The organism is Pseudomonas chlororaphis subsp. chlororaphis, assembly GCF_003945765.1.
Lineage (GTDB): Bacteria > Pseudomonadota > Gammaproteobacteria > Pseudomonadales > Pseudomonadaceae > Aquipseudomonas > Aquipseudomonas chlororaphis.
The window spans coordinates 6,424,450-6,449,656 of the sequence record NZ_CP027712.1 but is presented as its reverse complement, the minus strand read 5'-3'; the positions used below and the strand labels follow the sequence as shown (position 1 = coordinate 6,449,656).

Below are 25,207 nucleotides of genomic sequence, written 5' to 3'. Positions count from 1 at the left end.
ATGCTGACCCGGACGGCAGGAAAGCCGTCGCCGCAGAACGCCCTTCGGCACTATTCTGCGGGGGGGCGTATGCTAGCATACGGACCCCGCGAAACACTCGTTCCTGCGACGTGAAGCGTTCTCAGGATGACCATGAATTGTTCGAGAGTTCTGTCGATGACCAATCCTGCGCTGATTGATGAGCTGAAGACCCTGGTCGAGGCTGGCAAGGTCCTGACCGATGCCGACTCCCTGAATGCTTACGGCAAGGATTGGACCAAACACTTCGCGCCGGCGCCGAGCGCCATCGTCTTTCCCAAGAGCATCGAGCAGGTCCAGGCCATCGTGCGCTGGGCCAACCGGCACCAGGTCGCGCTGGTGCCGTCCGGCGGCCGTACCGGCCTGTCGGCTGCCGCCGTGGCGGCCAATGGCGAAGTGGTGGTGTCTTTCGACTACATGAACCAGATCCTCGACCTGAACCTGACCGACCGCACCGCGGTCTGCCAGCCGGGCGTGGTGACCGAGCAGTTGCAGAACCGCGCCGAAGAAAGCGGCCTGTATTACCCGGTGGACTTCGCTTCCGCCGGTTCCAGCCAGATTGGCGGCAATATCGCTACCAATGCCGGCGGGATCAAGGTGATTCGCTACGGCATGACCCGCAACTGGGTGGCCGGTCTGAAAGTGGTCACCGGCAAGGGCGACCTGCTGGAGCTGAACAAGGACCTGGTCAAGAACGCCACCGGCTATGACCTGCGCCAGCTGTTCATCGGTGCCGAGGGCACCCTGGGCTTCGTGGTCGAGGCCACCATGCGCCTGGAACGCGCGCCGAACAACCTCACGGCGATGGTGCTCGGTACGCCGGATTTCGACTCGATCATGCCGGTGCTGCATGCCTTCCAGGGCAAGCTCGACCTGACCGCCTTCGAATTTTTCTCCGACAAGGCCCTGGCCAAGATCCTCGGCCGCGGCGACGTCCCGGCGCCGTTCGAGACCGACTGCCCGTTCTATGTGTTGCTGGAGTTCGAAGCCAGCAACGAGGACGTGGCCAACGACGCCCTGGCCACCTTCGAGCATTGCGTGGAGCAGGGCTGGGTGCTGGACGGCGTGATGAGCCAGAGCGAGCAGCAACTGCAGAACCTGTGGAAATTGCGCGAGTACATCTCCGAGACCATCTCGCATTGGACCCCGTACAAGAACGACATTTCGGTCACGGTGTCGAAGGTGCCGGCTTTCCTGAAGGATATTGACGCGATTGTCGCGAAAAACTACCCGGACTTCGAAGTGGTCTGGTATGGCCACATCGGCGACGGCAACCTGCACCTGAACATCCTCAAGCCGGACGACCTGAGCAAAGACGAGTTCTTCGCAAAGTGCGCCACCGTCAACAAGTGGGTGTTCGAGACTGTCGAGAAGTACAACGGCTCGATTTCCGCCGAGCACGGGGTGGGCATGACCAAGCGCGATTACCTGACCTACAGCCGTTCGCCGGTGGAAATCGACTACATGAAGGCGGTCAAGGCTGTGTTCGACCCGAACGGCATCATGAACCCGGGCAAGATTTTCGCTGTTTGACCTCAGGGTCACTCAAGCAGCGGTACCTGATGAACCAAACGAGCAGGAGTCGGTAATGAGCTATCAGCACCAGTATGTCGACGGTACCCGTATTCATTTCCCGGTCGGCAAGATCGTGTGCATCGGGCGCAACTATGCCGAGCACGCCAAGGAACTGGACAATCCGGTGCCGAGCGAGCCGCTGCTGTTTATCAAGCCGGGCAGTTGCGTGGTGCCGCTGGAAGGCGGTTTTGCCATCCCCACCGAGCGTGGCTCCGTGCATTACGAGGCGGAAATCGCGGTATTGATCGGCAAGCCACTGTCGACCCAGCCCAGCCGCGAAGAAGTGCTGGATGCCATCTCCGGTTTCGCCCCGGCCCTGGACCTGACCCTGCGCGACAAGCAGGCCGAGCTCAAGGCCAAGGGCCTGCCGTGGGAAATCTCCAAGTGCTTCGACGGCGCCTGCGTGCTGGCGCCCTTTGTGGTCGGCAGTACGTTCCCGGACCTGACCGACATCAATATTCGCCTGACCATCAACGGCGAGGTCCGCCAGGACGGCAATAGCAGCATCATGCTCAACCCGATCGTACCGATGATCCAGTACATGGCCGGCTGCTTCTCCCTGCAGGCGGGCGACGTGATCCTGACCGGTACGCCGGTGGGCGTCGGTCCGCTGAACGTGGGCGACGAGTTGGTGCTGGAGCTGCCGGGCGTCAGCCGCTTCGAGAGTCGCGTTAGCTGATCCAGCGGTTTTCGACGCGAGGCCCGCCTGCAATGGGCGGACCTCTTCAGCGAAAGTACCGGCGCTGGGGCATTTCCGACCTTTTGCCGTTTTTTTCACATCCGTTCTGGATAATTTTCCGATTACAGACGTCTGAGTCTGCCCCGATGTGCTATTACCCATAGCTGGTTTTCTGGAACGCGTCCCATGTCCGTGCCTCACACCCCCGAGCTTCAAACTGTTCGCCGCCGCGGATTGTTCGCCATGCGCTGGTATTCCTGGCTGCTGCTGTCAGGCGTGGTGATGTATGGCGTCGCGATCGCCATGCACTGGGACGACCGTGGCCTGCTGTGGGTGCTGGAGCGTTTCGAAACCCCGGCCGAGCGTCAGGAAAGTGTCTGGCTGCCGGATTACCGCGCGGTCATCGACGCCAAGGTACTGCCGGGCATGGAGAAGGACGAGGCCTCCGACCTGGCCTACAACCCGCAGACCAAGACCCTGTTTGCGGTGATGGGCAAGAACCCATTCCTGGTCGAGCTGAACCTGCAGGGCGATGTGCTGCGCAAGATGCCGCTGGTGGGCTGGAGCAACCCGGAAGGGGTGACGGTCATGGGGAACGGCCTGCTGGGGATTGTCGACGAGCGCGATCACCTGCTGACCATCGTCAAGGTGGATGCCAATACCCGCGAGCTGAATATTTCCGATTTCCCGAAATACGACCTGGGGCCTTCGCAGGACCAGAACAAGGCATTCGAAGCCGTGGCCTGGGATGCGCGCAAGCAGCAGTTGCTGCTGGGCGAGGAGCGTCCGCCGGCGCTGTTTACCTGGAACAGCGACGGCAGCCAGACCCTCAAGGGTGACAAGCAGAAACTGGAAAGCGATGAGCTGGACCTGCGCAACCTGTCCGCCCTGAGCATCGACCCTCGCACCGGTCATACCCTGGTGCTGTCCGCCGATTCGCACATGTTGCTGGAGCTGGACGAAACCGGCGAGCAAGTCAGCTTCATGACCTTGCTGGGCGGTTTCAATGGCCTCAAAGACACCATTCCGCGGGCCGAGGGCGTGGCCATGGATGAGCAGGGCAACCTGTACATGGTCAGCGAACCCAATCTGTTCTATCGCTTTGAGAAGCACTGATTCAGAGGTTTCTGGCGGCAAAAGGCCATAATCAGGCATACGCCCGCTGCGATTAAGTTTAAATTCATCCGGCTGTGATATTTCATCCGCCTGATTTGTATTTGAGCTTGCCAGCATGCGTCGACTCGCCTATCCCAAACCGCTGTTCCTCCTCCTGTGTTTTATCGTGCTGGTGCTGCTGGGCATTGCCGGGCAGCACCACCGCTACTTCGAGCGCCTGTGGTTCAACTGGCGGGTCATGTCGCAGCCGGCCAACACCGATGCCATTGGCCTGGATGGCTATCGGGTGACTCTCGAAGCACAAAAGATCGAAGGCCTGGATGACGTCTCGGCGCTGACCTACGACCCGGTGCGCAAAAGCCTGTTCACCGTGACCAACAAGAATGCCGAGCTGATCGAGCTGTCGCTCGACGGGCGCATCCTGCGGCGTATCGCCCTGACCGGGTTTGGCGACCCGGAAGCGGTCGAGTTCATCAGCGCCGACACCTATGTGATCACCGACGAGCGCCAGCAGCGGCTGATCAAGATCCATCTGGAGGAGGACACGGTGTTCCTCGACGCGGCGGACGCCGAGCAGATGACCCTGGGTGTGCACATGAGCGGCAACAAGGGCTTCGAGGGCCTGGCCTACGATTCGGTGGGCAAGCGCCTGTTCGTCGCCAAGGAACGTGACCCGATGCTGATCTACGAGGTCAAGGGGTTCCCGCATTACGACCCGGAGAAGTCCTACGCGGTGCATGTGGTCAACAACCCCAAGCGCGATGCCGGGTTGTTCGTGCGTGACCTGTCCAGCCTGCAATACGACGAGCGCACCGGGCATCTGCTGGCGCTGTCGGATGAGTCGTGGCTGGTGCTGGAACTGGACGTGGATGGTCGGCCCCTGAGCACCATGTCGCTGCGCAAGGGCCGGCAAGGCTTGCAGGCCACGGTGCCGCAGGCCGAAGGCATTGCCATGGACGACGACGGTACCCTGTACCTGGTCAGTGAGCCGAACCTGTTCTACGTCTTCAAGAAGCCCGCCCCGTAACCCTGTAGCTCTGTAGCCGCTGCCGAGCCCGCGAGGCTGCGCCCGGGCGCGCAGCGGCCGCAAACCAGACAACCCCAGCCTCCCAGACCGTCCGCCTACCCCGGATCAGCGAGGACTGCGTCGCGCAATGCCGCCCACCTCGTGTGCGGCCTCGCAGGCTCGCCAGCGGCTACCAAAGCGCGTTCAAAACTGCCACTGCACGCCGAGGGAGTAGCCGGTCTGGCTGCCTTCGGCGTGGCCGATCCGGCCGTTGACCTCGGCGTACAGCCCCAGCTGCGGGGTGATCGCCAGCTGGCTGCCGAGCTGGGCGCGGCCGAAGCTCTTGTCCACGCCGCCCAGGCGAGCCACGCGCACTTGACCATCGGCGCGGCTGGTCAGGTCCAGGTCGTCCAGGCGGCCATCCGCCAACTCCTTGACCCAGGCCAGGTCGCCATAGGGCAGCAGGCTCATGCCGTAAGGCAGGGCCACGGCGCCGCGAACACGCCAGCCGAGGCTGGCTTCCAGCGAATCGAATGACTGCTCCTCATAACTCAGCGCCGTGCGCAGGTCCTGCTTCTCGTGGAAGCGGTCGATGCGGTAGTGGGTGTAATCCAGGCCGGCGAAGGGGCCGCTCTTGATCGCGCCGAAGTCCAGGTCGTAACCGCCGAGCACGCGGGCGCCCAGGGTCAGGGCGTCGGTATCGCCCGTCAGTTTCTGGTTCAACAGCACCGGGCCGCCGTTGGCCTGGATCACCAGGTTGCGCTTGGATTCGAAGCGGGTGCGACCGACGCTCAGGTCGCCGGCCAGCCATTGCGGGCCGCCATCATTGAGCAAGGCGTAGACCGCCGCCTGCCAGGTATCGCTGTCGAGCTTGCCGCGGTGCTCGAGTTTGTCGCGACCGTTCTGGTAGCTGAGGCTGGCGCCGACATTCAGGCTCGAATTGAGCTGGTAGTCGCCCAAGGCATGCACCCCCAGCCGACGCGCCTCGGGATTGGGCGCGCTGTCGAAACCGCTGTCGGGGCTGTATTCGCCGTCGATGCCGATCTCGCCATCGAAACTGCCGACTTCCCGGCCCATCGCCTGCAAGGTCAGCCAGCGCCGGTCGTGCAGCCGGAGCATGGCCTGATGCTGGCGTTGCAGATGATCCTGCTGGTTGCGCGCCACAGCGCCGCCGGAGGCGGTGGAGGCCAGCAGGTCGGCGTTGGTCAGCTCCAGGACCAGGCGGCTGAGCAGGCGCGAGTAATCGCGCAGGCGCTGGTCGATGCGTTCCTGGCCGAAGGCGTTGGTCAGCACCGCCTTATTGTCCTCGGCGGGATCGTGCCAGGTGGAGCCGCCGGGGATGGCCGGGTTGGTGGTCTGGGTGTAGCCGTCCAGGTCGCCGATTTCCCAGTTGGTGGCCTCGATATAGAGAATCGGGATGTTCAGCCCTTCGAAGGCTTCGCCGTCGCTGCAGCAACCGGTGCCCGCGGGGTATGCCGGGTCGAGTCCGGGGTTGGTGAACAGATTGATCTGCAGTTCCCTGGCGATCTGCAGGGTATGTTCGCGCAACGAGGCCAGGGCCGGGTTGGCGCTGCTGTTCTGTCCGGCGTGGGCATACATCATGTCGCCGGTGATCAGGCTGTCGAGGTTGATCATGGCCAGCATGTTGGCGCGCTGGCTGGCGCTGAGGGAATCGACGAACGCCCTGGAGCCGCGCAGGCCTTCCTCCTCGGCGCCGAAGCCGACCACCTGCAAGCCGTTTTCCAGCTGCAGCCCGCCGAGGTTACGGGCGATCTCGGTCAGCACACTGGCGCCGGAGCCGTTGTCGTCCAGGCCTTGCAGGGTCGGGCGGCCGAAATAGGTATCGAAGTGCGCGCCGACCACCACGTATTGCGGCTTGGTCCCGGCGGCGTAGGCCACCACGTTTTGCGAGCTGCGGCTGTTGCCGCCGGCGGTCCAGGAAAAGTCCTGGCGGCTGATGCCGTAGGCGCTGCCCATCTGGCTCTGCATCCAGTCGGCGGCACCGGCGAAGTTGGCGGTGCCACGGTAGCGGCCGGGGTAGTCGTTGATCAGTTTGTCGAGGGTGGCGGCGGCGTGTTCGCCGTATTCATAGGCGAAGGCCTGGGTGGACAGCAGAACGCTGGCGAGACTGACGGCAAGCGTGAGGGGCTTGAGCACGGTGATCTTCCTTGAGGGATGAAAAAACGGGGGCAGTTGCACAATGCGCGCCTCATTCCTTGGGCGACCTTGTATTGGCGCATTGCTTAAACCGAATGTCGCCTGGCGCTAATTTGTAACGGATTTGATACCGGAAGTCGTGGGTCGCACTGAGACCTGGTGCGCGAATCCGGATATTTCTGCGGCTAAATGCAGCGAAAAGTAGCAGTAGTGGCGAGGTTGGTGCGGGAGGGCAGGGCGGGGCTGGATGGGAGAGCTTTCGCCCCCGCCATTGCGGCAGGGGCGAAATCGGCGGCATCAGGCGGTGAGGGTCTTCACGCCGTCGCGGGTGCCCAGCAGCAGCACGTCGGCCGGGCGGGCGGCGAACAGGCCGTTGGTGACCACGCCGACAATCGCGTTGATCTGCGTTTCCAGCTCCACCGGATTGGTGATCTGCATGTTGTGCACATCGAGGATGATGTTGCCGTTGTCGGTGATCACGCCTTCGCGGTAGACCGGGTCGCCACCGAGCTTCACCAGCTCGCGGGCCACGTGGCTGCGGGCCATGGGGATCACTTCCACCGGCAGCGGGAAGGCGCCCAGCACCGGCACCAGCTTGCTGGCGTCGGCGATGCAGATAAAGGTCTTGGCTACCGCCGCGACGATTTTCTCGCGGGTCAGGGCCGCGCCGCCGCCCTTGATCAGGTTCAGGTGTTCGTCGCTTTCGTCGGCGCCGTCGATGTAGAACTCCAGGTCGCTGACGGTGTTCAGTTCGTACACCGGGATGCCGTGGCCCTTGAGGCGCGCCGCGGTGGCTTCGGAGCTGGCGACCGCGCCGTCGAAGGCGGCCTTGTGCTGGGCCAGGGCGTCGATGAAGCAGTTGGCGGTAGAGCCGGTGCCGACCCCGACGATGCTCTTGTCACCGAGTTTCGGGAGGATGAGGTCGACGGCAGCCTGGGCCACGGCCTGTTTGAGTTGATCCTGGGTCATGCGGGCTCCGGAAGCGGGCAAGGGGGAACGGAAAGGCCGGCATTATAGGCCGGTGTCCTGAGCAGGTCATTGCCCGTTTGGCGAACCGCTTTTGGTAGCCGCTGCCGAAGGCTTCGATCGATCGTCAGGTCGTGACAGACGCGAGTGGCCGGAGGACCTGCAGACCTATCGCAGCCTCCGACAGCGGCTACGAGGCTTTTAAAACCTCTGGATTCGTGTGGTCGCCCGGGTAAACGCTGGGTTAGACTCGCTGGCCCTGCCCAACCCGCTCAGTGATGCTTTCCGATGCTCGAACAGTACGTCAAAAAGATCCTCACCTCGCGCGTTTACGACGTTGCCGTAGAAACCCCGTTGCAGACTGCCCGCCAGCTCTCCGAGCGGCTGGGCAATCAGATCTGGCTCAAGCGCGAAGACTTGCAGCCGGTGTTCTCGTTCAAGATTCGCGGCGCCTACAACAAGCTGACCCAGCTCAGCGATGCCGAGCGCGCCCGTGGCGTGGTCACCGCCTCGGCCGGCAACCATGCCCAGGGTCTGGCCCTGGCTGCCAAGGTGCTGGGGGTGAAGGCGACCATCGTGATGCCCAAGACCACCCCGGAGATCAAGGTCGAAGGCGTGCGTTCGCGCGGCGGCAAAGTGGTGCTGCACGGCGATACTTTCCCGGAAGCCCTGGCCTACTCGCTGAAGCTGGTGGACGAAAAAGGCTATGTCTATATCCACCCGTACGACGATCCACACACCATTGCCGGGCAGGGCACCGTGGCGATGGAAATTTTACGCCAGCATCCAGGGCGCCTGGACGCGATCTTCGTGCCGGTCGGCGGTGGCGGCCTGATTGCCGGAATCGCAGCCTACGTCAAATACCTGCGGCCGGAAATCAAGATCATCGGCGTCGAGCCGGACGACTCCAACTGCCTGCAAGCGGCCATGGCCGCCGGCGAACGCGTGGTACTGCCGACCGTGGGCATCTTCGCCGACGGTGTCGCGGTGGCGCAGATCGGCCAGCACACCTTCGACATCTGCAAGGACTACGTGGATGAAGTGATCACCGTCAGCACCGACGAGATCTGCGCGGCGATCAAGGACATCTACGATGACACCCGCTCCATCACCGAGCCGGCTGGCGCCCTGGGCGTGGCCGGGATCAAGAAATACGTCGAGCAGCGTGGCGTCAGCGGGCAGACCCTGGTGGCCATCGACTCCGGTGCCAACGTCAACTTCGACCGCCTGCGCCATGTCGCCGAGCGCGCCGAGCTGGGCGAGGGCCGCGAGGCCATCATCGCCGTGACGATCCCGGAGAAGCCGGGCAGCTTCAAGGCCTTCTGCGAAGCCATCGGCAAGCGCCAGATCACCGAATTCAATTACCGCTACAACACCGGCAGCGAAGCGCACATCTTCGTGGGCGTGCAGACTCACCCGGAAAACGATCCACGCAGCGCGCTGATCGCCAGCCTGTCCGAACAGGGCTTCCCGGTGACCGACCTGACCGACAACGAACTGGCCAAGCTGCATATCCGTCACATGGTCGGTGGCCATGCCGCGCGGGTCAGCGATGAAGTGGTGTTCCGCTTCGAGTTCCCGGAACGCCCGGGCGCGCTGTTCAACTTCCTCAACAAGCTCGGCGGGCGCTGGAACATCTCGATGTTCCACTACCGCAACCATGGCGCGGCCGATGGCCGGGTGGTCGCCGGCCTGCAAGTACCGGCGAGCGAACGCCACCTGGTACCGGCGGCGCTGGCGCAGATCGGTTACCCGTACTGGGACGAGAGTGATAACCCTGCGTATCAGCTGTTCCTCGGCTGAACGGCTACGCTGGTGGGCAAGGCCTCAAGGAGTTAATGACATGGAAACGCTGACCGTCCTCAAAACCGTCCATATCCTGGCCACCGTGTTGCTGCTGGGCAGCGCGCTGGGGCTGGCGATCTGGGTCTGGCGCGCTCGTAGCAAGGGTGACGCAAGCATCTACAGCCGGCTGTTGCGCCGGCCGCTGGTGTTCGTCTGGCTGTTACTGGTGATCTGCCTGGCCAGCCTGCCGTTCAGCGGCTGGTGGCTGGTGCATCTGCTGGGCTGGTCGCTGGGGCAGACCTGGATCCTGGCCTCCAGCCTGATCTACACCGTGGGTGCCCTGAGCTGTTTCTGGCTGCTGGCGCGGCTCAATCGGCTGCGGATCGCTTCGGGTGTGGGGAGTCCGAAGTTCACCCTGGCGCTGGCGGTGTTCAGCTTCGTGTGTTTCTTCGCCATTGCCGGGTTGATGGGCGCCAAGCCGGTTTGACGGCCTGATCGCGAGCTTGCTCCTATAGGGGCCAGCTCGCGCTAGCTTTCTCAGTCGCGCAGGCTGATCACCGGCCAGCCACGCTGCAGGGCCAGGGCCCGCAGGTTCGGGTCCGGGTCCACGGCGATCGGGTTCGCCACCAGATCCAGCAACGGCAAGTCATTCATCGAATCGCTATAGAAGTAGCTGTCTTCCAGGCTGTGGCCGGTTTCCTCGAGCCAGCGCGTCAGGCGGGTGACCTTGCCTTCGCGAAAGCACGGGACGTCGGTGCTGCGACCGGTGTAGCGGCCATCCTGCATCTCGCACTCGGTGGCGATCAGGGTTTCCACGCCCAGGCGTTCGGCGATCGGCGCGGTGACGAAGCGGTTGGTGGCGGTGATGATCACCAGCTTGTCGCCGGCGGCCTTGTGCTTGGCCAGTAGTTGCGCGGCCTTGGGCAGCAGCAGCGGCTCGATGCAGTCGCGCATGTAGTCGCGATGCCATTGGTCGAGCACGTCCATCTCGGTGCGGCCGAGAACCTCCAGGCAGAAGTTCAGGTAGGCGGCATTGTCGAGCTTGCCGGCCAGGTAGTCCTGGTAGAACTCGTCGTTGCGGGCCTTGTAGGTGACGGCGTCGAGGAAGCCTCGTTCGCACAGGTAATCGCCCCAGGCGTGGTCACTGTCGCCGCCCAGAAGGGTGTTGTCCAAGTCGAATAAAGCCAGGCGCATCACGGTTACTCGCTGATAAGTCTGAAAAAAGGCGATCAGAATACGGTCTTTTCACAAGAGTGCACATAAGGTAGGAAGCCTCGTTGCTGCTTTCACAACCTTTGTGGAACAATGCGGCGACATGCGTTTGCGAGGTTGTTGCCGTGATCGACCCCGATGGTTTCCGCCCCAATGTCGGGATCATTCTGACGAATGATGCCGGCCAGGTGCTATGGGCTCGCCGTATCAATCAAGATGCCTGGCAGTTTCCGCAAGGGGGGATCAACCCCGAAGAGACGCCGGAAGACGCTTTGTACCGCGAGTTGAACGAAGAAGTAGGCCTGGAACGCGAAGATGTGCAAATTCTCGCCTGCACCCGGGGCTGGTTGCGCTATCGTTTGCCGCAACGCCTGGTCCGTACCCACAGCCAACCGCTGTGCATCGGCCAGAAACAGAAATGGTTTCTCCTGCGCCTGATCTCCAACGAGCAGCGGGTGCGGATGGATTTGACCGGTAAACCGGAGTTCGATGGCTGGCGCTGGGTCAGTTATTGGTATCCGTTGGGCCAGGTGGTGACATTCAAGCGCGAGGTTTACCGCCGCGCTCTCAAAGAGCTTGCCCCGCGCCTTCTAGCGCGCGACTGACGACGGAGTTCGACCCCGAGCCATGCTCAATACGCTGCGCAAGATCGTCCAGGAAGTTAACTCCGCCAAGGATCTCAAGGCGGCGTTGGGGATTATTGTGTTGCGCGTCAAAGAGGCCATGGGCAGCCAGGTCTGCTCGGTCTATCTGCTGGATCCGGAGACCAACCGTTTTGTCCTGATGGCCACCGAGGGCTTGAACAAGCGCTCGATCGGCAAGGTCAGCATGGCACCCAACGAAGGTCTGGTCGGCCTGGTCGGTACGCGCGAAGAACCGCTGAACCTCGAAAACGCCGCCGATCACCCGCGTTATCGCTACTTCGCCGAGACCGGCGAGGAGCGTTATGCCTCCTTCCTCGGTGCGCCGATCATTCACCACCGCCGGGTCGTCGGCGTCCTGGTCATCCAGCAAAAGGAGCGTCGTCAGTTCGACGAGGGCGAAGAAGCCTTCCTGGTGACCATGAGCGCGCAGCTGGCGGGGGTTATCGCCCACGCCGAAGCCACCGGTTCGATCCGTGGCCTGGGCCGCCAGGGCAAGGGCATCCAGGAAGCCAAGTTCGTCGGCGTGCCCGGCTCGCCTGGCGCGGCGGTCGGTACCGCGGTGGTCATGCTGCCGCCGGCCGACCTGGACGTGGTGCCTGACAAGAGCATTACCGACATCGACGCCGAGCTGGCGTTGTTCAAGACCGCCATCGAAGGCGTGCGCGCCGACATGCGCACCCTCTCGGAAAAACTCGCCACCCAGCTGCGTCCCGAAGAACGGGCGCTGTTCGACGTCTACCTGATGATGCTCGACGATGCCTCTCTGGGCAGCGAAGTGACCACCGTGATCAAGACCGGCCAATGGGCCCAGGGTGCGTTGCGCCAGGTGGTCACCGATCACGTCAACCGTTTCGAGCTGATGGACGATGCCTACCTGCGCGAGCGGGCATCGGACGTCAAGGACCTGGGCCGGCGCCTGCTGGCCTACCTGCAGGAAGAGCGCCAGCAGACCCTGGTCTACCCCGACAACACCATCCTGGTCAGCGAAGAACTGACGCCGGCCATGCTCGGCGAGGTGCCCGAAGGCAAGCTGGTCGGCCTGGTCTCGGTATTGGGTTCGGGCAACTCCCACGTGGCGATCCTGGCCCGGGCCATGGGCATTCCGACGGTGATGGGCCTGGTCGACCTGCCGTACTCGAAAGTCGACGGCATCCAGATGATCGTCGACGGCTACCACGGCGAGGTCTACACCAACCCCAGCGACGTGCTGCGCAAGCAGTTCGCCGATGTGGTCGAGGAAGAACGGCAACTGGCCCAGGGCCTGGATGCTCTGCGCGACCTGCCATGCGTGACCCTGGACGGCCACCGCATGCCGCTGTGGGTCAACACCGGCCTGCTGGCGGACGTGGCGCGGGCGCAGAAGCGTGGCGCCGAAGGCGTGGGCCTGTACCGCACCGAAGTGCCGTTCATGATCAACCAACGCTTCCCGAGCGAAAAGGAGCAGCTGGCGATCTATCGCGAGCAACTCGCGGCCTTCCACCCGCAACCGGTGACGATGCGCAGCCTGGACATTGGCGGCGACAAGTCACTGTCGTATTTCCCGATCAAGGAAGACAACCCCTTCCTCGGCTGGCGCGGCATTCGCGTCACCCTCGACCATCCCGAGATTTTCCTCGTCCAGACCCGCGCCATGCTCAAGGCCAGCGAAGGCCTGAACAACCTGCGCATCCTCCTGCCGATGATTTCCGGCACCCATGAGCTGGAAGAAGCGTTGCACCTGATCCACCGCGCCTGGGGCGAAGTGCGCGACGAAGGCACCGACGTGCCGATGCCGCCGATCGGGGTGATGATCGAGATCCCGGCCGCGGTGTACCAGACCAAGGAACTGGCGCGCCAGGTGGACTTCCTGTCGGTCGGCTCCAACGACCTGACCCAGTACCTGCTGGCCGTGGACCGTAACAACCCACGGGTGGCGGACCTCTACGACTACCTGCATCCGGCGGTGCTGCAAGCCTTGCAGACTGTGGTGCGCGACGCCCATGCCGAAGGCAAGCCGGTGAGTATCTGCGGCGAGATGGCCGGCGATCCGGCGGCGGCGGTGCTGCTGATGGCGATGGGCTTCGACAGCCTGTCGATGAACGCCACCAACCTGCCGAAAGTGAAGTGGATGCTGCGTCAGATCAATCTCAGCAAGGCCAGGGAACTGCTGGCCGAGCTGATGACCATCGACAACCCGCAAGTTATCCACAGCTCGCTGCAACTGGCGCTGAAGAACCTGGGCTTGGCGCGGATGATCAATCCGGCGTCGGCCAAGACCCTTTAATTTCCGTTGTTTCCATTGCAAACAAGCCCGCTCCTACAGCAGCAGGAGCGGGCTTGTTCGCGATAGCGTCCGCTAAACCCTCAGCTCCACTTCCCCCAGATGCCCGCCATAGGGCCCGAAGCTGCGCTCGACTATGTGCCTGGAACCATCGGCCCGAACGATCAGCGCTGTGCTGGCCCGCGTGCCGTAGCTGGGGCTGGCGATAAACACGCTCGACAGCAGGCTCTCGGTGGCCAGGCCGACCCCGGTATCGGGAAGGTCGGCAAACGGCGCGGTCTGCGCATCGCTGAGCAGGGCGAGCAGAGCCTGGGGCTGCGGGTCGTGCAGTACTTCCTGTAATGCTGTCTTGGCCTTGAGCAGCTTGGGCCAGGGCGTATCGAGCCCGGCGTTCGACAGGCCGTACACGCCACTGCCCAGTTGCTGCGGCTCACGGGCCTGGGCGTTGTAGTGCCAGAGCTGATCGGGGGTGCCCACCAGCAGGTTGAAGCCGGCATATTCCAGTGATCGGCCGACAACGTCGCTGAAATAGTCGTCTATCGACATCTTGCTGCTGAGAAAACGCGCTACCAGTTCGCCTCTGGAGCGGCGCGCGGGGGGCTGATGGGGATTGCGGATATTGGTCAGGGCGGCGAAGCGTCCGTCGGCGCCCAGGCCGAGCCAGGTGCCGCCCGCTTCCAGGTCGCGTCCGGCGTAGATATCGGGGGCTTCGGGCCATTGCGCCAACGGCAGGCTGGGGCGGGCGTAGAACTCGTCACGGTTGGCCGCGACGATCAGGGGCAGGGCGTGGCCCGGCCGCCAGGCGAATACGATCAAGCACATCAGGTTGTCCCTTTTGTGTTTTTTGCTCACTTTACGCACAGAACGACTGGGTATCCATCGCCATCCAGTGGAGCCAAGGGCCGTGCATCCGTTACCATGCCGCTCTCTTTTCGGGATGCCTCCATGGAATTTCTGCTCTATCTGCTGCTGGGGGCCTGCGCGGGCATATTGGCCGGTCTGTTTGGCGTAGGTGGCGGCATCATCATCGTTCCCGTGCTGGTGTTCAGCTTCACCCTGCAAGGTTTCGATCCGTCGATCCTGACCCACCTGGCCGTTGGCACGTCGCTGGCGACCATCATTTTTACCTCGGTCAACGCGGTTCGCGAACACCAGCGCAGGGGCGCGGTGCGCTGGCCGATCTTTGCCTGGATGACCCTGGGCATCCTGCTCGGCGCCGGAGTCGGGGCGCTGACGGCCGAAGCGATCTCCGGGCCGAACCTGCAGAAAATCATCGGCGTCTTCGCCCTGGTGGTGGCCCTGCAGATGACCCTGGACCTGCGGCCCAAGGCCAGCCGCGACGTTCCCGGCAAGCTCGGGCTGACCCTGGCCGGCAGTGTGATCGGCTGGGCCTCGGCGATTTTCGGCATCGGCGGCGGCTCGCTGACCGTGCCGTTCCTGACCTGGCGCAGCGTGCCGATGCAGCAGGCGGTGGCCACGTCCTCGGCCTGTGGTTTGCCGATTGCCGTGGCCAGTGCAATAAGTTTCATGATTCTGGGCTGGCATGATCCGTTGCTGCCGGCTCATAGTCTGGGTTTTGTGTATTTGCCGGCGCTGCTGGGCATCGCCCTGACCAGCATGGTCTTTGCCCGGTTCGGCGCACGCCTGGCCCATCGGCTGTCGGCGCGCCTGTTGAAGCGCTTGTTCGCCGGCCTGCTGTTTGTGGTCGGGCTGACGTTCCTGCTCTGACAGGTTCCGCAATCCTGGCTTAATCCGCGCGTGACATGGTCGCGGCGCAATCGAGTTTCACTCTAACGAGGAGTCGCAATGCTGCCTTACCCGCAGATCGACCCGGTGGCCCTGGCCATCGGCCCGCTGAAAATTCACTGGTACGGCCTGATGTACCTGATCGGCATCGGTGGCGCCTGGCTGCTGGCGTCGCGCCGGTTGAACCGCTTCGACCCAACCTGGACCAAGGAGAAGCTCTCCGACATGGTGTTCTGGATGTCGATGGGGGTCATTGTCGGCGGGCGCCTGGGCTATGTGCTGTTCTATGACCTGAGCGCCTACCTGGCCAACCCGACGCTGATCTTCGAGGTCTGGAAAGGTGGCATGTCGTTCCACGGCGGTTTCATCGGGGTGATGCTCGCGGCCTTGTGGTTCGGCAAGAAGAACGGCAAGTCGTTCTTCCAGCTGATGGACTTCGTCGCGCCGATGGTGCCGATCGGCCTGGGCGCCGGGCGCATCGGCAACTTCATCAACGCCGAGCTGTGGGGCAAGCCGACCGACCTGCCGTGGGCGATGATCTTCCCGCCGTTCAGCGACCCGGCCCAGCTGCCGCGCCACCCTTCGCAGCTGTATCAGTTCGCCCTGGAAGGCGTGGCACTGTTCCTCATCCTCTGGCTGTTCTCGCGCAAGCCCCGTCCAACCATGGCGGTTTCCGGGATGTTCGCCCTGTTTTACGGTATTTTCCGTTTTATCGTCGAGTTCGTCCGGGTCCCGGATGCGCAGCTGGGCTATCTGGCGTGGAACTGGCTGACCATGGGCCAGGTGCTGTGCCTGCCGATGATCATTGGCGGCCTGTTCCTGATCTGGCTGGCCTATCACCGCGCTCCAGCGGCACCGGCGGCGAAAGACGCCGCGCTCTAATTCGGATCGCAGGGCGCGAGCCCTGCCTTCAAGGACACAGGTAATACATGAAGCAATATCTCGATCTGGTCGCCCACGTCATCAAGAATGGCACCAAACAGGCCAACCGCACGGGCGTGAACACCATCAGCTTCCCCGGCGCGATGCTGCGTTACGACCTGAAAGACGGTTTCCCGGCGATCACCACCCGCAAGATGGCCTTCAAGTCGGCCATCGGCGAGATGTGCGGTTTCCTCCGTGGGGTGAACAACGCCGCCGAATTCCGTGCCCTGGGCTGCAAGGTCTGGGACCAGAACGCCAACGAAAACGCCCAGTGGCTGGCCAACCCCTTCCGCCAGGGCGAGGACGACCTGGGTGAAATCTACGGCGTGCAATGGCGCAAGTGGCCGGCGTACAAGCAGATCCCCCTGAGCAACCCGGCCGCCATCGAGCAGACCCTGGCCCAGGGCTACCGGCAGATCGCCGAAGGCGAGGAAAACGGCCAGGCCTATGTGGTGCTGTACAAGGCCATCGACCAAGTGCGCCAGTGCGTGGACACCATCATCAAGGACCCGGGCAGCCGTCGTATCCTGTTCCACGGTTGGAACTGCGCCCAGCTGGATGAAATGGCCCTGCCGCCGTGCCACCTGCTGTACCAGTTCCACCCGAATGTCGAGACCCGGGAAATTTCCCTGACCCTCTACATCCGCTCCAACGACCTGGGCCTGGGCACACCGTTCAACCTCACCGAAGGCGCGGCGCTGCTGAGCCTGATCGGTCGCCTGACCGGCTACACCCCGCGCTGGTTCACCTATTTCATCGGCGACGCCCACGTCTACGAAAACCACCTGGACATGCTCAACGAACAGCTCAAGCGCGAGCCGTTCCCGATGCCGAAGCTGGTGATTTCCGAACGTGTACCGGAGTTCGCCAAGACCGGTGTGTACCAGCCGGAGTGGCTGGAAAAGGTCGAACCGAGCGACTTCTCGCTGGAAGGCTACGAGCACCACGCGCCGATGACCGCGCCGATGGCGGTCTGATCGATACACCCGGCGGCGGCTTCTGTAGCCGCTGCCGCAGGCTGCGATAAGGCCCGCAGGGCCTTCTAGCAATCCCGGAGACCACGCCTACACGTGGTCGATACGGGGCATCTGCCTCTCTGTAGGGGGGTGATGGTTTCAATGCCCGTGGCTACGGCCCACATGAGAGTCCTCGGCTTCGCTGGGGGCCACCGAGCCGCTGACTTCCAGGCGCTGCAAAATCCCGCACTGATCCAGGTCCGGCCCTTCGCTGCAGCGTTGGCGCAGGTCGAGCAACTGTGTCTGCAAGGCCAGCAGCCCGTCGATCCGCGCCTTGACGTGGTGGATGTGTTCGTCGATCAGCGCATTCACGTTCTGGCACTGGTCCTGGGGGCTGTCGCGCAGGTTCAGCAGGCTGCGGATTTCCTCGAGGGTCATGTCCAGGCTGCGGCAGTTGCGGATGAAGGTCAGGCGTTCGGTGTGGGCCTGGGTATACAGACGGTAATTGCCCTCGCTGCGGGCCGGCTCCGGCAGCAGGCCTTCGCGCTCGTAGTAACGGATGGTTTCGACCTGACAGTCGGTCAGTTTCGCCAGCTCGCCAATTTTCATCGCGACAATCTCCGAAAGGGTGCTTGACCCTATAGTGGCTACAGGGTGTTCACTTGGCAACAGGCACCTTTTCGGACGCGACCTTATGAGCGATTCCCTGCACACCCACGGCAAGCCCGGCGCTGACTCCAAGCATGCTGGCCACGATCATGATCATGATCATGATCATGGCCATGGCGCAAAACTGCATCCGCTGAAAAAACACGACCATGCTGGCCACGGCGCTTCCTGCTGCTCGTCGCCGTCGCTGGTCCAGTTGAGCGAGCCCCAGGCTGCCAGTCATGGCGATTCCTGCTGTTCGTCGGCCGCCGCGCCGTCGCGGGTTGTGCTCAGCGCGGCGTCGAGCGCCAATGCGCGCCTGAGCAGTTTTCGCATCGAGGCCATGGACTGCCCGACCGAGCAGACGCTGATCCAGAACAAGCTGGGCAAGCTGGCGGGCGTGCAGCAACTGGAGTTCAACCTGATCAACCGGGTGCTGGGCGTGACCCATGACCTGCAGGACGTCGCCCCGATCATCGCCGCCATCAAGTCCCTGGGCATGGAGGCCGAGCCCATCGGCCTGGGCGGCGAGTCCGATGCCCCGGTCGCGGCGCCGGTGAAAAAGCACTGGTGGCCGCTGGCGCTGTCCGGTGTCGGCGCGCTGGCCGCGGAGGTGATCCACTTCACCAGCGCCGCGCCGACCTGGGTGGTGGCGGTGATCGCCCTGGTATCGATCCTCAGTGGTGGCCTCGGCACTTACAAGAAGGGCTGGATCGCCCTGAAGAACCGCAACCTCAACATCAATGCCTTGATGAGCATCGCCGTGACCGGCGCCGTGCTGATCGGCCAATGGCCGGAAGCGGCGATGGTGATGTTCCTGTTCACCGTGGCCGAGTTGATCGAGGCCCGGTCCCTGGACCGCGCGCGCAATGCCATCAGTGGCCTGATGCAGATGACCCCGGAACGGGTCACGGTGCAGGAGGCGGACGGCAGTTGGGTCGAACGGGAAGCGAAAAGCATCGAGCTGGGCGCGTTGGTACGGGTACGTCCGGGTGAACGCATCGGCCTCGACGGCGAGGTGGTGGCCGGCAGCTCGACCATCGACCAGGCACCGATCACCGGCGAAAGCCTGCCGGTGGAAAAGACCCTGGGCGACAAGGTCTTCGCCGGCACCATCAACCAGGCCGGCTCGCTGGAATACAAGGTGACCGCGGCGGCCAACAACTCGACCCTGGCGCGGATCATCCATGCCGTGGAACAAGCCCAGGGCGCGCGCGCGCCGACCCAGCGCTTCGTCGACAGCTTCTCGAAACTCTACACCCCCGCGGTGTTTGCCTTTGCCCTGGCCGTGGCGGTGATTCCACCGCTGTTCATGGGCGCCGCCTGGTTCGACTGGATCTACCGCGCCCTGGTGCTGTTGGTGGTGGCGTGCCCGTGCGCGCTGGTGATTTCCACCCCGGTGACCATCGTCAGCGGCCTGGCCGCGGCGGCGCGCAAAGGCATCCTGATCAAGGGCGGGGTCTACCTGGAGGGCGGTTACAAGCTCGACTACCTGGCGCTGGACAAGACCGGCACCATCACCCACGGCAAGCCGGTGCAGACCGATTTCCTGTCCCTCGACCCGCTGGCGGACAATAGCGCCCCGGCCATCGCCGCCAGCCTGGCGTCCCGTTCCGACCACCCGGTGTCTTTGGCCATCGCCAATGCGGCTGTGGATAAACAACTGAGCCTGCACCTTGTGGATAACTTCGAAGCCCTGGCCGGCCGCGGTGTGCGTGGCGAAATCAACGGCCAGCTCTACCACCTGGGCAATCACCGCCTGGTGGAGGAGCTGGGGCTGTGCTCGCCGGAGCTGGAAGAGCAGCTGTTCGCCCTGGAGAAACAGGGCAAGACTGTGGTGCTTTTGCTCGACAGCGCCGGCCCCCTGGCCCTGTTCGCCGTGGCGGACACGGTCAAGGAGTCCAGCCGCGAAGCGATCCAGCAGTTGCACGAACTGGGCATCAAGACCCTTATGCTGACTGGCGACAACCCGCACACCGCCGAAGCCATCGCCGCCCAGGTGGGCATCGATCAGGCCCGCGGCGACCTGCTGCCCACCGATAAACTGCAAGCCATCGAAGACCTGTACGCCCAAGGGCACCGGGTCGGCATGGTCGGCGACGGCATCAATGACGCCCCGGCCCTGGCCCGCGCGGAGATCGGTTTCGCCATGGCCGCGGCAGGCACCGACACCGCCATCGAGACCGCCGATGTCGCCCTGATGGACGACGATCTGCGCAAGATTCCGACCTTTGTCCGGCTGTCCCGGCAGACCTCGAACATCCTCGTACAAAATATCGCCCTGGCCCTGGTCATCAAGGCGATCTTTCTTGGGGTAACCTTCTTCGGGTTGGCCACCATGTGGATGGCCGTGTTCGCCGACATGGGCGTCAGCCTGTTGGTGGTCTTCAACGGTTTGCGCCTGTTGCGCAAATAGACGATGAGAGGACGCAGTGCTGAGTGCCGAGCTGAAGGCGTTTTACCTGGTGGCCCGCCTGGGCAGCATCACCCTGGCGGCGAAAAAGCTCGGCCTGAGCCAGCCCACGGTGACCACCCAGATCCGTCATCTGGAAAGCCAGTATGCGGTCGAGCTGTTCTATCGCGGCGGCCGCCGCCTCAGCGTCAGCGAAGAGGGTGCCCGGCTGTTGCCGATGGTCAAGGCGCTGTTGCAGCAGGAAGCCGATATCGAGTTTTTCCTGCGCAATAGCGGCCAGCTGCAAGGCACCCTGCGGATTGCCGCCACGGCGCCGTATTACATCCTCGATCTGGTGAAGACCTTCCGCGAGCGCCTGCCCCAGGTGGAAGTGTCGGTGGAAATCGGCAACTCGCAGCAGGTCCTGGAATCGCTGGAGGAGTACCGGGTCGACATCGCCGCGTCGTCGCAGTTACTGGAAGATTCGCGCTTGATCCGCCGGGTGCTCGGCAGCGACCCGCTGGTGCTGGCGGTGCACCGCAATCATCCGTTGGCGGCCCTCGATCACGTGCCCTTGAACGCCCTGGTCGGGCATACCCTGCTGATGCGCGAGCCGGGCTCCACCACCCGGCGCCTGACCGAAGAGCTGCTCGACGGCGCCCGGGTCAGCTTCGGGCCGCTGCTGGAGATCGGCAGCCGCGAGTCGATCCGCGAGGCGGTGCTGCGCAATATCGGCATCAGCATCATTGCCCGCCAGGAAGTCCCCCACGATCCGCAACTGCGGGTGCTGACCATCGAGAACGCGCCGCAGATCGCCGAATACCTGTACTGCCTCAAGGAGCGCAAGGGCGCGCGCCTGCCGGCGGCCTTCCTCGGGCTGGCGCAGGAAATGGCGCCAGCCTGATCCGCCCACACCTCATCCGTAGCCGCTGCCGAGCGCAGCGAGGCTGCGAACGGGTGCGCAGCGCCCGCAAAAGGCGCCCTGCAGTTACCTCGCCAGATCGCGTTGTCGGACCTGCGGTTGCTGCGCAACCGTTCGCAGCCTCGCGGGCTCGGCAGCGGCTACAAGGCTCTGCGTTCTCTTGAACCCAAATCCGCCAATACCACTATCGGCAGCTTTTGCCTCACTGCCACAGTAACTACGCATTCGCGCCCTAGGATGGCCTGCATCTGCTTGATGAGGCCCGTCCATGAACAATCCGATCGCAACTGCCCTGAGCAACCCCGGCGCGCCGATGAAAGTGCGCGGCATGCAGAAACGCTTTGGCGCGTTCACCGCGCTGGATAACGTCTCCCTGGACGTGGCGGCCGGCGAGCTGGTGTGCCTGCTCGGCCCGTCGGGCTGCGGCAAGACTACCTTGCTGCGCTGCATCGCCGGCCTCGAGCGCCAGGACCGGGGCGAGTTGTACCTGGGCAGCCGCGACGTCTCGCACCTGGCGCCCCAGGCCCGGGACTACGGCATTCTGTTCCAGTCCTATGCGCTGTTCCCCAACCTCAGCGTCGAAGCCAACATTGCCTATGGCCTGGCCGGCAGCGGTCGCGACGAAGTGCGCAAGCGCGTGGCGCAAATGCTGGAACTGGTGGGCCTGACCGGCAGCGAAAAGAAATACCCCGGCCAGCTGTCGGGCGGCCAGCAGCAGCGGGTGGCCCTGGCACGGGCCCTGGCCCCGGCGCCTTCGTTATTGTTGCTGGATGAACCGATGTCGGCGCTGGATGCCCGGGTGCGCGAGCACCTGTGCACCGAGCTGCGCCAGCTGCAGCGGCGCCTGGGCATCACCACCCTGATGGTCACCCACAACCAGGACGAGGCCATGTTGATGGCCGACCGTATCGCGGTGATGAACAATGGCAAGGTCGAGCAGTACGCCACGCCGCAGGAAATCTACGATCGTCCGGCCACCCCGTTCGTCGCCGAATTCGTCGGCCAGGGCAACTGGCTGCCGTTCCGCCGCAGCGGCGACAGCCACGCCCAGGTCGGCGGGATGAACGTGCGGTTGGCGGCCGACTCCGGCAAGGCCGCCTCGGGTCGGTTGTTCTGCCGCCCGGAGGCGATCAGCGTCAACCCGCCGGTGCACGAGGAAAACCTGTTCCCGGCCAAGGTCCGGGAGATCACCTTCCTCGGCAACCGCTGCCGCATGAGTTTTGAACTCAACCAATTGCCCGGCCATCCGCTGCTGGCCGAGCTGGCCCCGGAAGCCATGCCGCGCCTCGGTGCCCAGGACATCTGGGTCGCCTTGCCACCGCGCAGCCTGCAGGTGTTTGCCTGAGATGGCCGTTGAACTGACCCTGCCGCTACCCGCAAAACGGGCGCGCCAGGCGGCCCGTGCGCAAATCGGCGATCGCCTCTTCGTGCTCGGCGGCAAGCTGGTCCTGCTGGTGTTGCTGGGCCTGGCGGTGTTGCTGCCGTTGCTGGCGATCTTCTGGCGCGGTTTCAGCGGCGAAGCCGGGCAGGGCGGCGGCCTGGTCGCCGCCCGTGAGCTGGTGACCGGCGCCAACTTCCACTGGCTGTTGGGCAACAGCCTGAAAGTCTCCCTCAGCGTCGCCGCCATCGTGGTGCCGCTGGCCTACCTGTTCGCCTATGCCCTGCAACGCACGCTGATTCCCGGTAAGGCGATCTGGCGCGGGCTGTCGTTGCTGCCGCTGATGGCGCCGTCGATGCTGCCGGGGATCGCCCTGGTCTATCTGTTCGGCAACCAGGGCCTGCTCCGTGGCCTGCTCTCGGACAATATCTACGGCTTCTGGGGCATCGTTCTCGGCGAGGTGATCTACACCTTTCCCCACGCCCTGATGATCCTGCTGTCGGCCCTGTCCCTGGCCGATGCGCGGCTGTTCGATGCCGCGTCGAGCATGGGCGCCAGCCCGGCCAAGGCCTTTCGCAGCATCACCTGGCCGGCCACCCGGCAGGCGGTGTTCGCCGCGTTCTGTCTGGTGTTCACCCTGAGCATCACCGATTTCGGCGTTCCGGTGGTGGTTGGTGGCGACTATCAGGTCTTGGCGCTGGAAGCCTACAAGGCGGTGGTCGGCCAGCAACAGTTCGGCCGTGGCGCCTTGATCGGCATGGTGCTGTTGCTGCCGGCACTGTTCAGCTTCGGTGTCGATGCCTGGCTGCGCCGTCGTCATGGCGATTCCATGAGCGGCCGGGCCCAGGTGTTCCAGCCGGCGCCTTCCCGGCTGCGGGACGGCTGCTACCTGGCGATCGTCCTGCTGATCTGCGCGGCGCTGCTGCTGGTGTTCGGCATGGCGGTGTTCTCGTCGCTGGTGAAGTTCTGGCCCTATAACCTTTCGCTGTCGCTCAATCACTACCAGTTCAACGACACCGCCGGCGGCGGCTGGCTGGCCTACCGCAACAGCCTGACCATGGCCCTGTGCACGGCGCTGATCGGCAGCGCGCTGATCTTCACCGGCGCCTACCTGATGGAGAAGACCCACACCCAGCGCGGCCTCAACCTGGCGCTGCGCATGCTCAGCTTCGTGCCGATGGCGGTGCCGGGCCTGGTGCTAGGCCTGGGTTACGTCTTCTTCTTCAACCTCAGCGGCAACCCGCTGCATGTATTCTACGGCAGCATGACCCTGCTGGTGGTGTGCACCATAGCCCACTACCTGACTACCGCGCAGATGACCGCCACCACCGCGCTGCGCCAGCTCGATGCCGAATTCGAGGCCGCGGCGCTGTCGCTCAAGGCGCCGCTGTATCGCCACTACCTGCGGGTCACGGTGCCGATCTGCCTGCCGGCGCTGCTGGATATCCTGCGCTACCTGTTCGTCTCGGCCATGACCACCGTCTCGGCGGCGATCTTCCTCTACAGCCCCGACACCATCCTCGCGGCGGTGGCGGTGCTGAACATGGACGACGCCGGCAACGTCGGCGGCGCGGCCGCCATGTCGACCCTGATCCTCTTGACCTCGGCGGGCGTGTCCCTGCTCCTGGCCTGGGCTTCGCACGGCTTGCTGCGCCGCTCCCAGGCTTGGCGGCGGACCGCGCCCGGCCACTGAATCTGCCCAACCCCTACTACAAGCCCCCACCCCAGAAAGGAACCGCACCATGTTCAAGCCCCTGGCTGTTGCCGCTGCTGTCCTCACTGCCTTCAGCATGAACGCCTTTGCCGCGAAGACCGAACTGACGGTCTATACCGCCCTCGAAGCCGAACAGCTCAAGAGCTACAAGCAAGCCTTCGAAGCCGCCAACCCGGATGTGGAAATCAAATGGGTGCGTGACTCCACCGGGATCATCACCGCCAAGCTGCTGGCGGAAAAAGCCCGGCCGCAGGCGGACGCGGTGTGGGGCCTGGCGGCCTCCAGCCTGGCGATCCTCGATCAGCAGGGCATGCTGCAAAGCTATGCACCGAAGGATCTGGGCAAGATCGGCGGCAACTACCGCGACGCCGCCAACCCGCCGGCCTGGGTCGGCATGGACGTCTGGGCCGCGACCATCTGCTTCAACACCGTCGAAGCCGAAAAACAGGGCCTGACCAAGCCGGTGAGCTGGCAGGACCTGACCAAGCCTGAGTACAAGGGCAAGATCGTCATGCCCAACCCGGCCTCGTCCGGCACCGGCTTCCTCGACGTCAGCGCCTGGTTGCAGACCTTCGGCGAGAAGCAGGGCTGGCAGTACATGGACGACCTGCACCAGAACATCGGCCAGTACGTTCACTCCGGTTCCAAGCCGTGCAAGCTGGCGGCGGCCGGCGAATTCCCGATCGGCATCTCCTTCGAATACCCGGCCGTGCAGCTCAAGCGCCAGGGCGCGCCGCTGGACATCGTGCTGCCCAAGGAAGGCCTGGGCTGGGAAATCGAAGCCACCGCGGTGATCAAGGGCACCCCTCATGAAGAAGCGGCGAAGAAGCTCGCCGACTTCTCTGCCAGCCCCGCGGCCATGGAGCTGTACAAGGAAAACTTCGCCGTGCTGGCCCAGCCGGGGATCGCCAAGCCGCAGACCGAACTGCCGGCCGACTACGAGCAGCGCCTGATCAAGAACGACTTCGCCTGGGCCTCGAAGAACCGCGACCAGATCCTCGCCGAGTGGCGCAAGCGTTATGACGGCAAGTCCGAGAAGGTCGCCGCCCAGTAATCGACAGCCCCTGTCGCGGGCCGCCTCGCTTCTATGGATGCTTCTGTAGGAGCGA

21 protein-coding genes are annotated in these 25,207 nt (G+C 64.0%); 16 read left to right on the top strand and 5 right to left on the bottom strand.

The features are described from left to right. The first annotated feature begins 156 nt into the window (after window positions 1-156). The 4 genes from C4K27_RS29410 to C4K27_RS29395 all read left to right on the top strand — a co-directional run bounded on the left by C4K27_RS29410 (window position 157) and on the right by C4K27_RS29395 (window position 4,415). Complete coding sequence (locus C4K27_RS29410) at window positions 157-1,551, top strand: D-2-hydroxyglutarate dehydrogenase (protein WP_053263026.1); 1,395 nt, start codon at window positions 157-159, stop codon at window positions 1,549-1,551. A 55-nt stretch (window positions 1,552-1,606) separates the two neighbouring features. Continuing rightward, window positions 1,607-2,272, top strand: a complete 666-nt coding sequence (locus C4K27_RS29405; RefSeq protein ID WP_053263025.1) for a fumarylacetoacetate hydrolase family protein — start codon at window positions 1,607-1,609, stop codon at window positions 2,270-2,272. Between the two features lie 186 nt (window positions 2,273-2,458). Next, on the top strand, window positions 2,459-3,388 hold the full coding sequence (locus tag C4K27_RS29400) for an SdiA-regulated domain-containing protein (RefSeq protein WP_053263024.1): 930 nt from the start codon (window positions 2,459-2,461) through the stop codon (window positions 3,386-3,388). 115 nt (window positions 3,389-3,503) lie between these two features. Then, complete coding sequence (locus C4K27_RS29395) at window positions 3,504-4,415, top strand: SdiA-regulated domain-containing protein (RefSeq protein WP_053263023.1); 912 nt, start codon at window positions 3,504-3,506, stop codon at window positions 4,413-4,415. 183 nt (window positions 4,416-4,598) lie between these two features. On the opposite strand, the gene C4K27_RS29390 is transcribed toward C4K27_RS29395, so the two are convergent. Further along, window positions 4,599-6,551 (bottom strand): autotransporter domain-containing protein, encoded by a 1,953-nt coding sequence (locus C4K27_RS29390; RefSeq protein ID WP_053263022.1) that lies wholly within the window; start codon window positions 6,549-6,551, stop codon window positions 4,599-4,601. A 297-nt stretch (window positions 6,552-6,848) separates the two neighbouring features. Next, window positions 6,849-7,520 (bottom strand): ribose-5-phosphate isomerase RpiA, encoded by a 672-nt coding sequence (gene rpiA / locus C4K27_RS29385; protein WP_053263021.1) that lies wholly within the window; start codon window positions 7,518-7,520, stop codon window positions 6,849-6,851. A 285-nt stretch (window positions 7,521-7,805) separates the two neighbouring features. On the opposite strand from rpiA, the gene ilvA reads away from it, so the two are divergent. Both ilvA and C4K27_RS29375 read left to right on the top strand, forming a co-directional pair. Further along, window positions 7,806-9,320, top strand: a complete 1,515-nt coding sequence (gene ilvA, locus C4K27_RS29380) for a threonine ammonia-lyase, biosynthetic (RefSeq protein ID WP_007927333.1) — start codon at window positions 7,806-7,808, stop codon at window positions 9,318-9,320. 40 nt (window positions 9,321-9,360) lie between these two features. Next, on the top strand, window positions 9,361-9,789 hold the full coding sequence (locus tag C4K27_RS29375; protein WP_009046070.1) for a DUF2269 family protein: 429 nt from the start codon (window positions 9,361-9,363) through the stop codon (window positions 9,787-9,789). 50 nt (window positions 9,790-9,839) lie between these two features. Here C4K27_RS29375 and C4K27_RS29370 read toward each other — a convergent pair whose 3' ends face one another. Further along, complete coding sequence (locus C4K27_RS29370) at window positions 9,840-10,496, bottom strand: histidinol-phosphatase (RefSeq protein WP_053263020.1); 657 nt, start codon at window positions 10,494-10,496, stop codon at window positions 9,840-9,842. Between the two features lie 143 nt (window positions 10,497-10,639). Between C4K27_RS29370 and C4K27_RS29365 the strand changes: the two genes are divergently transcribed. Further along, on the top strand, window positions 10,640-11,119 hold the full coding sequence (locus tag C4K27_RS29365) for an RNA pyrophosphohydrolase (protein WP_007927344.1): 480 nt from the start codon (window positions 10,640-10,642) through the stop codon (window positions 11,117-11,119). 22 nt (window positions 11,120-11,141) lie between these two features. Next, window positions 11,142-13,421, top strand: coding sequence for a phosphoenolpyruvate--protein phosphotransferase (gene ptsP, locus C4K27_RS29360; protein WP_053263019.1), 2,280 nt, complete (start codon window positions 11,142-11,144; stop codon window positions 13,419-13,421). Between the two features lie 72 nt (window positions 13,422-13,493). Here ptsP and C4K27_RS29355 read toward each other — a convergent pair whose 3' ends face one another. Continuing rightward, window positions 13,494-14,240, bottom strand: a complete 747-nt coding sequence (locus C4K27_RS29355; RefSeq protein WP_053263018.1) for an NRDE family protein — start codon at window positions 14,238-14,240, stop codon at window positions 13,494-13,496. A gap of 123 nt (window positions 14,241-14,363) precedes the next feature. Between C4K27_RS29355 and C4K27_RS29350 the strand changes: the two genes are divergently transcribed. The 3 genes from C4K27_RS29350 (at window position 14,364) to C4K27_RS29340 (ending at window position 17,065) form a co-directional block, all read left to right on the top strand. Further along, on the top strand, window positions 14,364-15,146 hold the full coding sequence (locus tag C4K27_RS29350) for a sulfite exporter TauE/SafE family protein (protein WP_053263017.1): 783 nt from the start codon (window positions 14,364-14,366) through the stop codon (window positions 15,144-15,146). Window positions 15,147-15,224: 78 nt separating this feature from the next. After that, window positions 15,225-16,046 carry a prolipoprotein diacylglyceryl transferase gene (gene lgt, locus C4K27_RS29345; protein ID WP_007927350.1) on the top strand — a complete coding sequence of 274 codons (822 nt, stop codon included), beginning with the start codon at window positions 15,225-15,227 and terminating at the stop codon, window positions 16,044-16,046. Between the two features lie 47 nt (window positions 16,047-16,093). Continuing rightward, window positions 16,094-17,065 carry a thymidylate synthase gene (locus tag C4K27_RS29340; protein WP_053263016.1) on the top strand — a complete coding sequence of 324 codons (972 nt, stop codon included), beginning with the start codon at window positions 16,094-16,096 and terminating at the stop codon, window positions 17,063-17,065. 138 nt (window positions 17,066-17,203) lie between these two features. On the opposite strand, the gene cadR is transcribed toward C4K27_RS29340, so the two are convergent. Beyond that, window positions 17,204-17,653, bottom strand: a complete 450-nt coding sequence (gene cadR, locus C4K27_RS29335) for a Cd(II)/Pb(II)-responsive transcriptional regulator (protein ID WP_007930346.1) — start codon at window positions 17,651-17,653, stop codon at window positions 17,204-17,206. Between the two features lie 85 nt (window positions 17,654-17,738). Here cadR and C4K27_RS29330 point away from each other — a divergent pair, with 85 nt between their 5' ends. The 5 genes from C4K27_RS29330 to C4K27_RS29310 all read left to right on the top strand — a co-directional run bounded on the left by C4K27_RS29330 (window position 17,739) and on the right by C4K27_RS29310 (window position 25,152). Continuing rightward, a complete protein-coding gene (locus C4K27_RS29330; protein WP_053263015.1) occupies window positions 17,739-20,108 on the top strand; it encodes a heavy metal translocating P-type ATPase in 2,370 nt (789 codons plus the stop codon). A gap of 16 nt (window positions 20,109-20,124) precedes the next feature. Next, window positions 20,125-20,988: a LysR family transcriptional regulator gene (locus C4K27_RS29325; protein WP_053263014.1), complete on the top strand. Its 864-nt coding sequence runs from the start codon at window positions 20,125-20,127 to the stop codon at window positions 20,986-20,988. Window positions 20,989-21,274: 286 nt separating this feature from the next. Further along, window positions 21,275-22,351: a putative 2-aminoethylphosphonate ABC transporter ATP-binding protein gene (locus C4K27_RS29320; RefSeq protein ID WP_053263013.1), complete on the top strand. Its 1,077-nt coding sequence runs from the start codon at window positions 21,275-21,277 to the stop codon at window positions 22,349-22,351. Between the two features lies 1 nt (window position 22,352). Further along, a complete protein-coding gene (locus tag C4K27_RS29315; protein ID WP_053263012.1) occupies window positions 22,353-24,077 on the top strand; it encodes a putative 2-aminoethylphosphonate ABC transporter permease subunit in 1,725 nt (574 codons plus the stop codon). A 49-nt stretch (window positions 24,078-24,126) separates the two neighbouring features. After that, window positions 24,127-25,152, top strand: a complete 1,026-nt coding sequence (locus C4K27_RS29310) for a putative 2-aminoethylphosphonate ABC transporter substrate-binding protein (protein WP_053263011.1) — start codon at window positions 24,127-24,129, stop codon at window positions 25,150-25,152. Window positions 25,153-25,207: the final 55 nt, after the last annotated feature.

What these genes read in the sequence shown, in the direction of transcription:
- lgt (WP_007927350.1), top strand. Translation starts at nt 15,225, where the DNA reads ATGCTGCCTTACCCGCAGATCGACCCGGTGGCCCTGGCCATCGGCCCG.
- C4K27_RS29310 (WP_053263011.1), top strand. Translation starts at nt 24,127, where the DNA reads ATGTTCAAGCCCCTGGCTGTTGCCGCTGCTGTCCTCACTGCCTTCAGC.
- cadR (WP_007930346.1), bottom strand. Translation starts at nt 17,653, where the DNA reads ATGAAAATTGGCGAGCTGGCGAAACTGACCGACTGTCAGGTCGAAACC.
- C4K27_RS29315 (WP_053263012.1), top strand. Translation starts at nt 22,353, where the DNA reads ATGGCCGTTGAACTGACCCTGCCGCTACCCGCAAAACGGGCGCGCCAG.
- C4K27_RS29330 (WP_053263015.1), top strand. Translation starts at nt 17,739, where the DNA reads ATGAGCGATTCCCTGCACACCCACGGCAAGCCCGGCGCTGACTCCAAG.
- ptsP (WP_053263019.1), top strand. Translation starts at nt 11,142, where the DNA reads ATGCTCAATACGCTGCGCAAGATCGTCCAGGAAGTTAACTCCGCCAAG.
- C4K27_RS29370 (WP_053263020.1), bottom strand. Translation starts at nt 10,496, where the DNA reads ATGCGCCTGGCTTTATTCGACTTGGACAACACCCTTCTGGGCGGCGAC.
- C4K27_RS29410 (WP_053263026.1), top strand. Translation starts at nt 157, where the DNA reads ATGACCAATCCTGCGCTGATTGATGAGCTGAAGACCCTGGTCGAGGCT.
- C4K27_RS29400 (WP_053263024.1), top strand. Translation starts at nt 2,459, where the DNA reads ATGTCCGTGCCTCACACCCCCGAGCTTCAAACTGTTCGCCGCCGCGGA.
- ilvA (WP_007927333.1), top strand. Translation starts at nt 7,806, where the DNA reads ATGCTCGAACAGTACGTCAAAAAGATCCTCACCTCGCGCGTTTACGAC.
- C4K27_RS29350 (WP_053263017.1), top strand. Translation starts at nt 14,364, where the DNA reads ATGGAATTTCTGCTCTATCTGCTGCTGGGGGCCTGCGCGGGCATATTG.
- C4K27_RS29395 (WP_053263023.1), top strand. Translation starts at nt 3,504, where the DNA reads ATGCGTCGACTCGCCTATCCCAAACCGCTGTTCCTCCTCCTGTGTTTT.
- rpiA (WP_053263021.1), bottom strand. Translation starts at nt 7,520, where the DNA reads ATGACCCAGGATCAACTCAAACAGGCCGTGGCCCAGGCTGCCGTCGAC.
- C4K27_RS29320 (WP_053263013.1), top strand. Translation starts at nt 21,275, where the DNA reads ATGAACAATCCGATCGCAACTGCCCTGAGCAACCCCGGCGCGCCGATG.
- C4K27_RS29375 (WP_009046070.1), top strand. Translation starts at nt 9,361, where the DNA reads ATGGAAACGCTGACCGTCCTCAAAACCGTCCATATCCTGGCCACCGTG.
- C4K27_RS29355 (WP_053263018.1), bottom strand. Translation starts at nt 14,240, where the DNA reads ATGTGCTTGATCGTATTCGCCTGGCGGCCGGGCCACGCCCTGCCCCTG.
- C4K27_RS29405 (WP_053263025.1), top strand. Translation starts at nt 1,607, where the DNA reads ATGAGCTATCAGCACCAGTATGTCGACGGTACCCGTATTCATTTCCCG.
- C4K27_RS29340 (WP_053263016.1), top strand. Translation starts at nt 16,094, where the DNA reads ATGAAGCAATATCTCGATCTGGTCGCCCACGTCATCAAGAATGGCACC.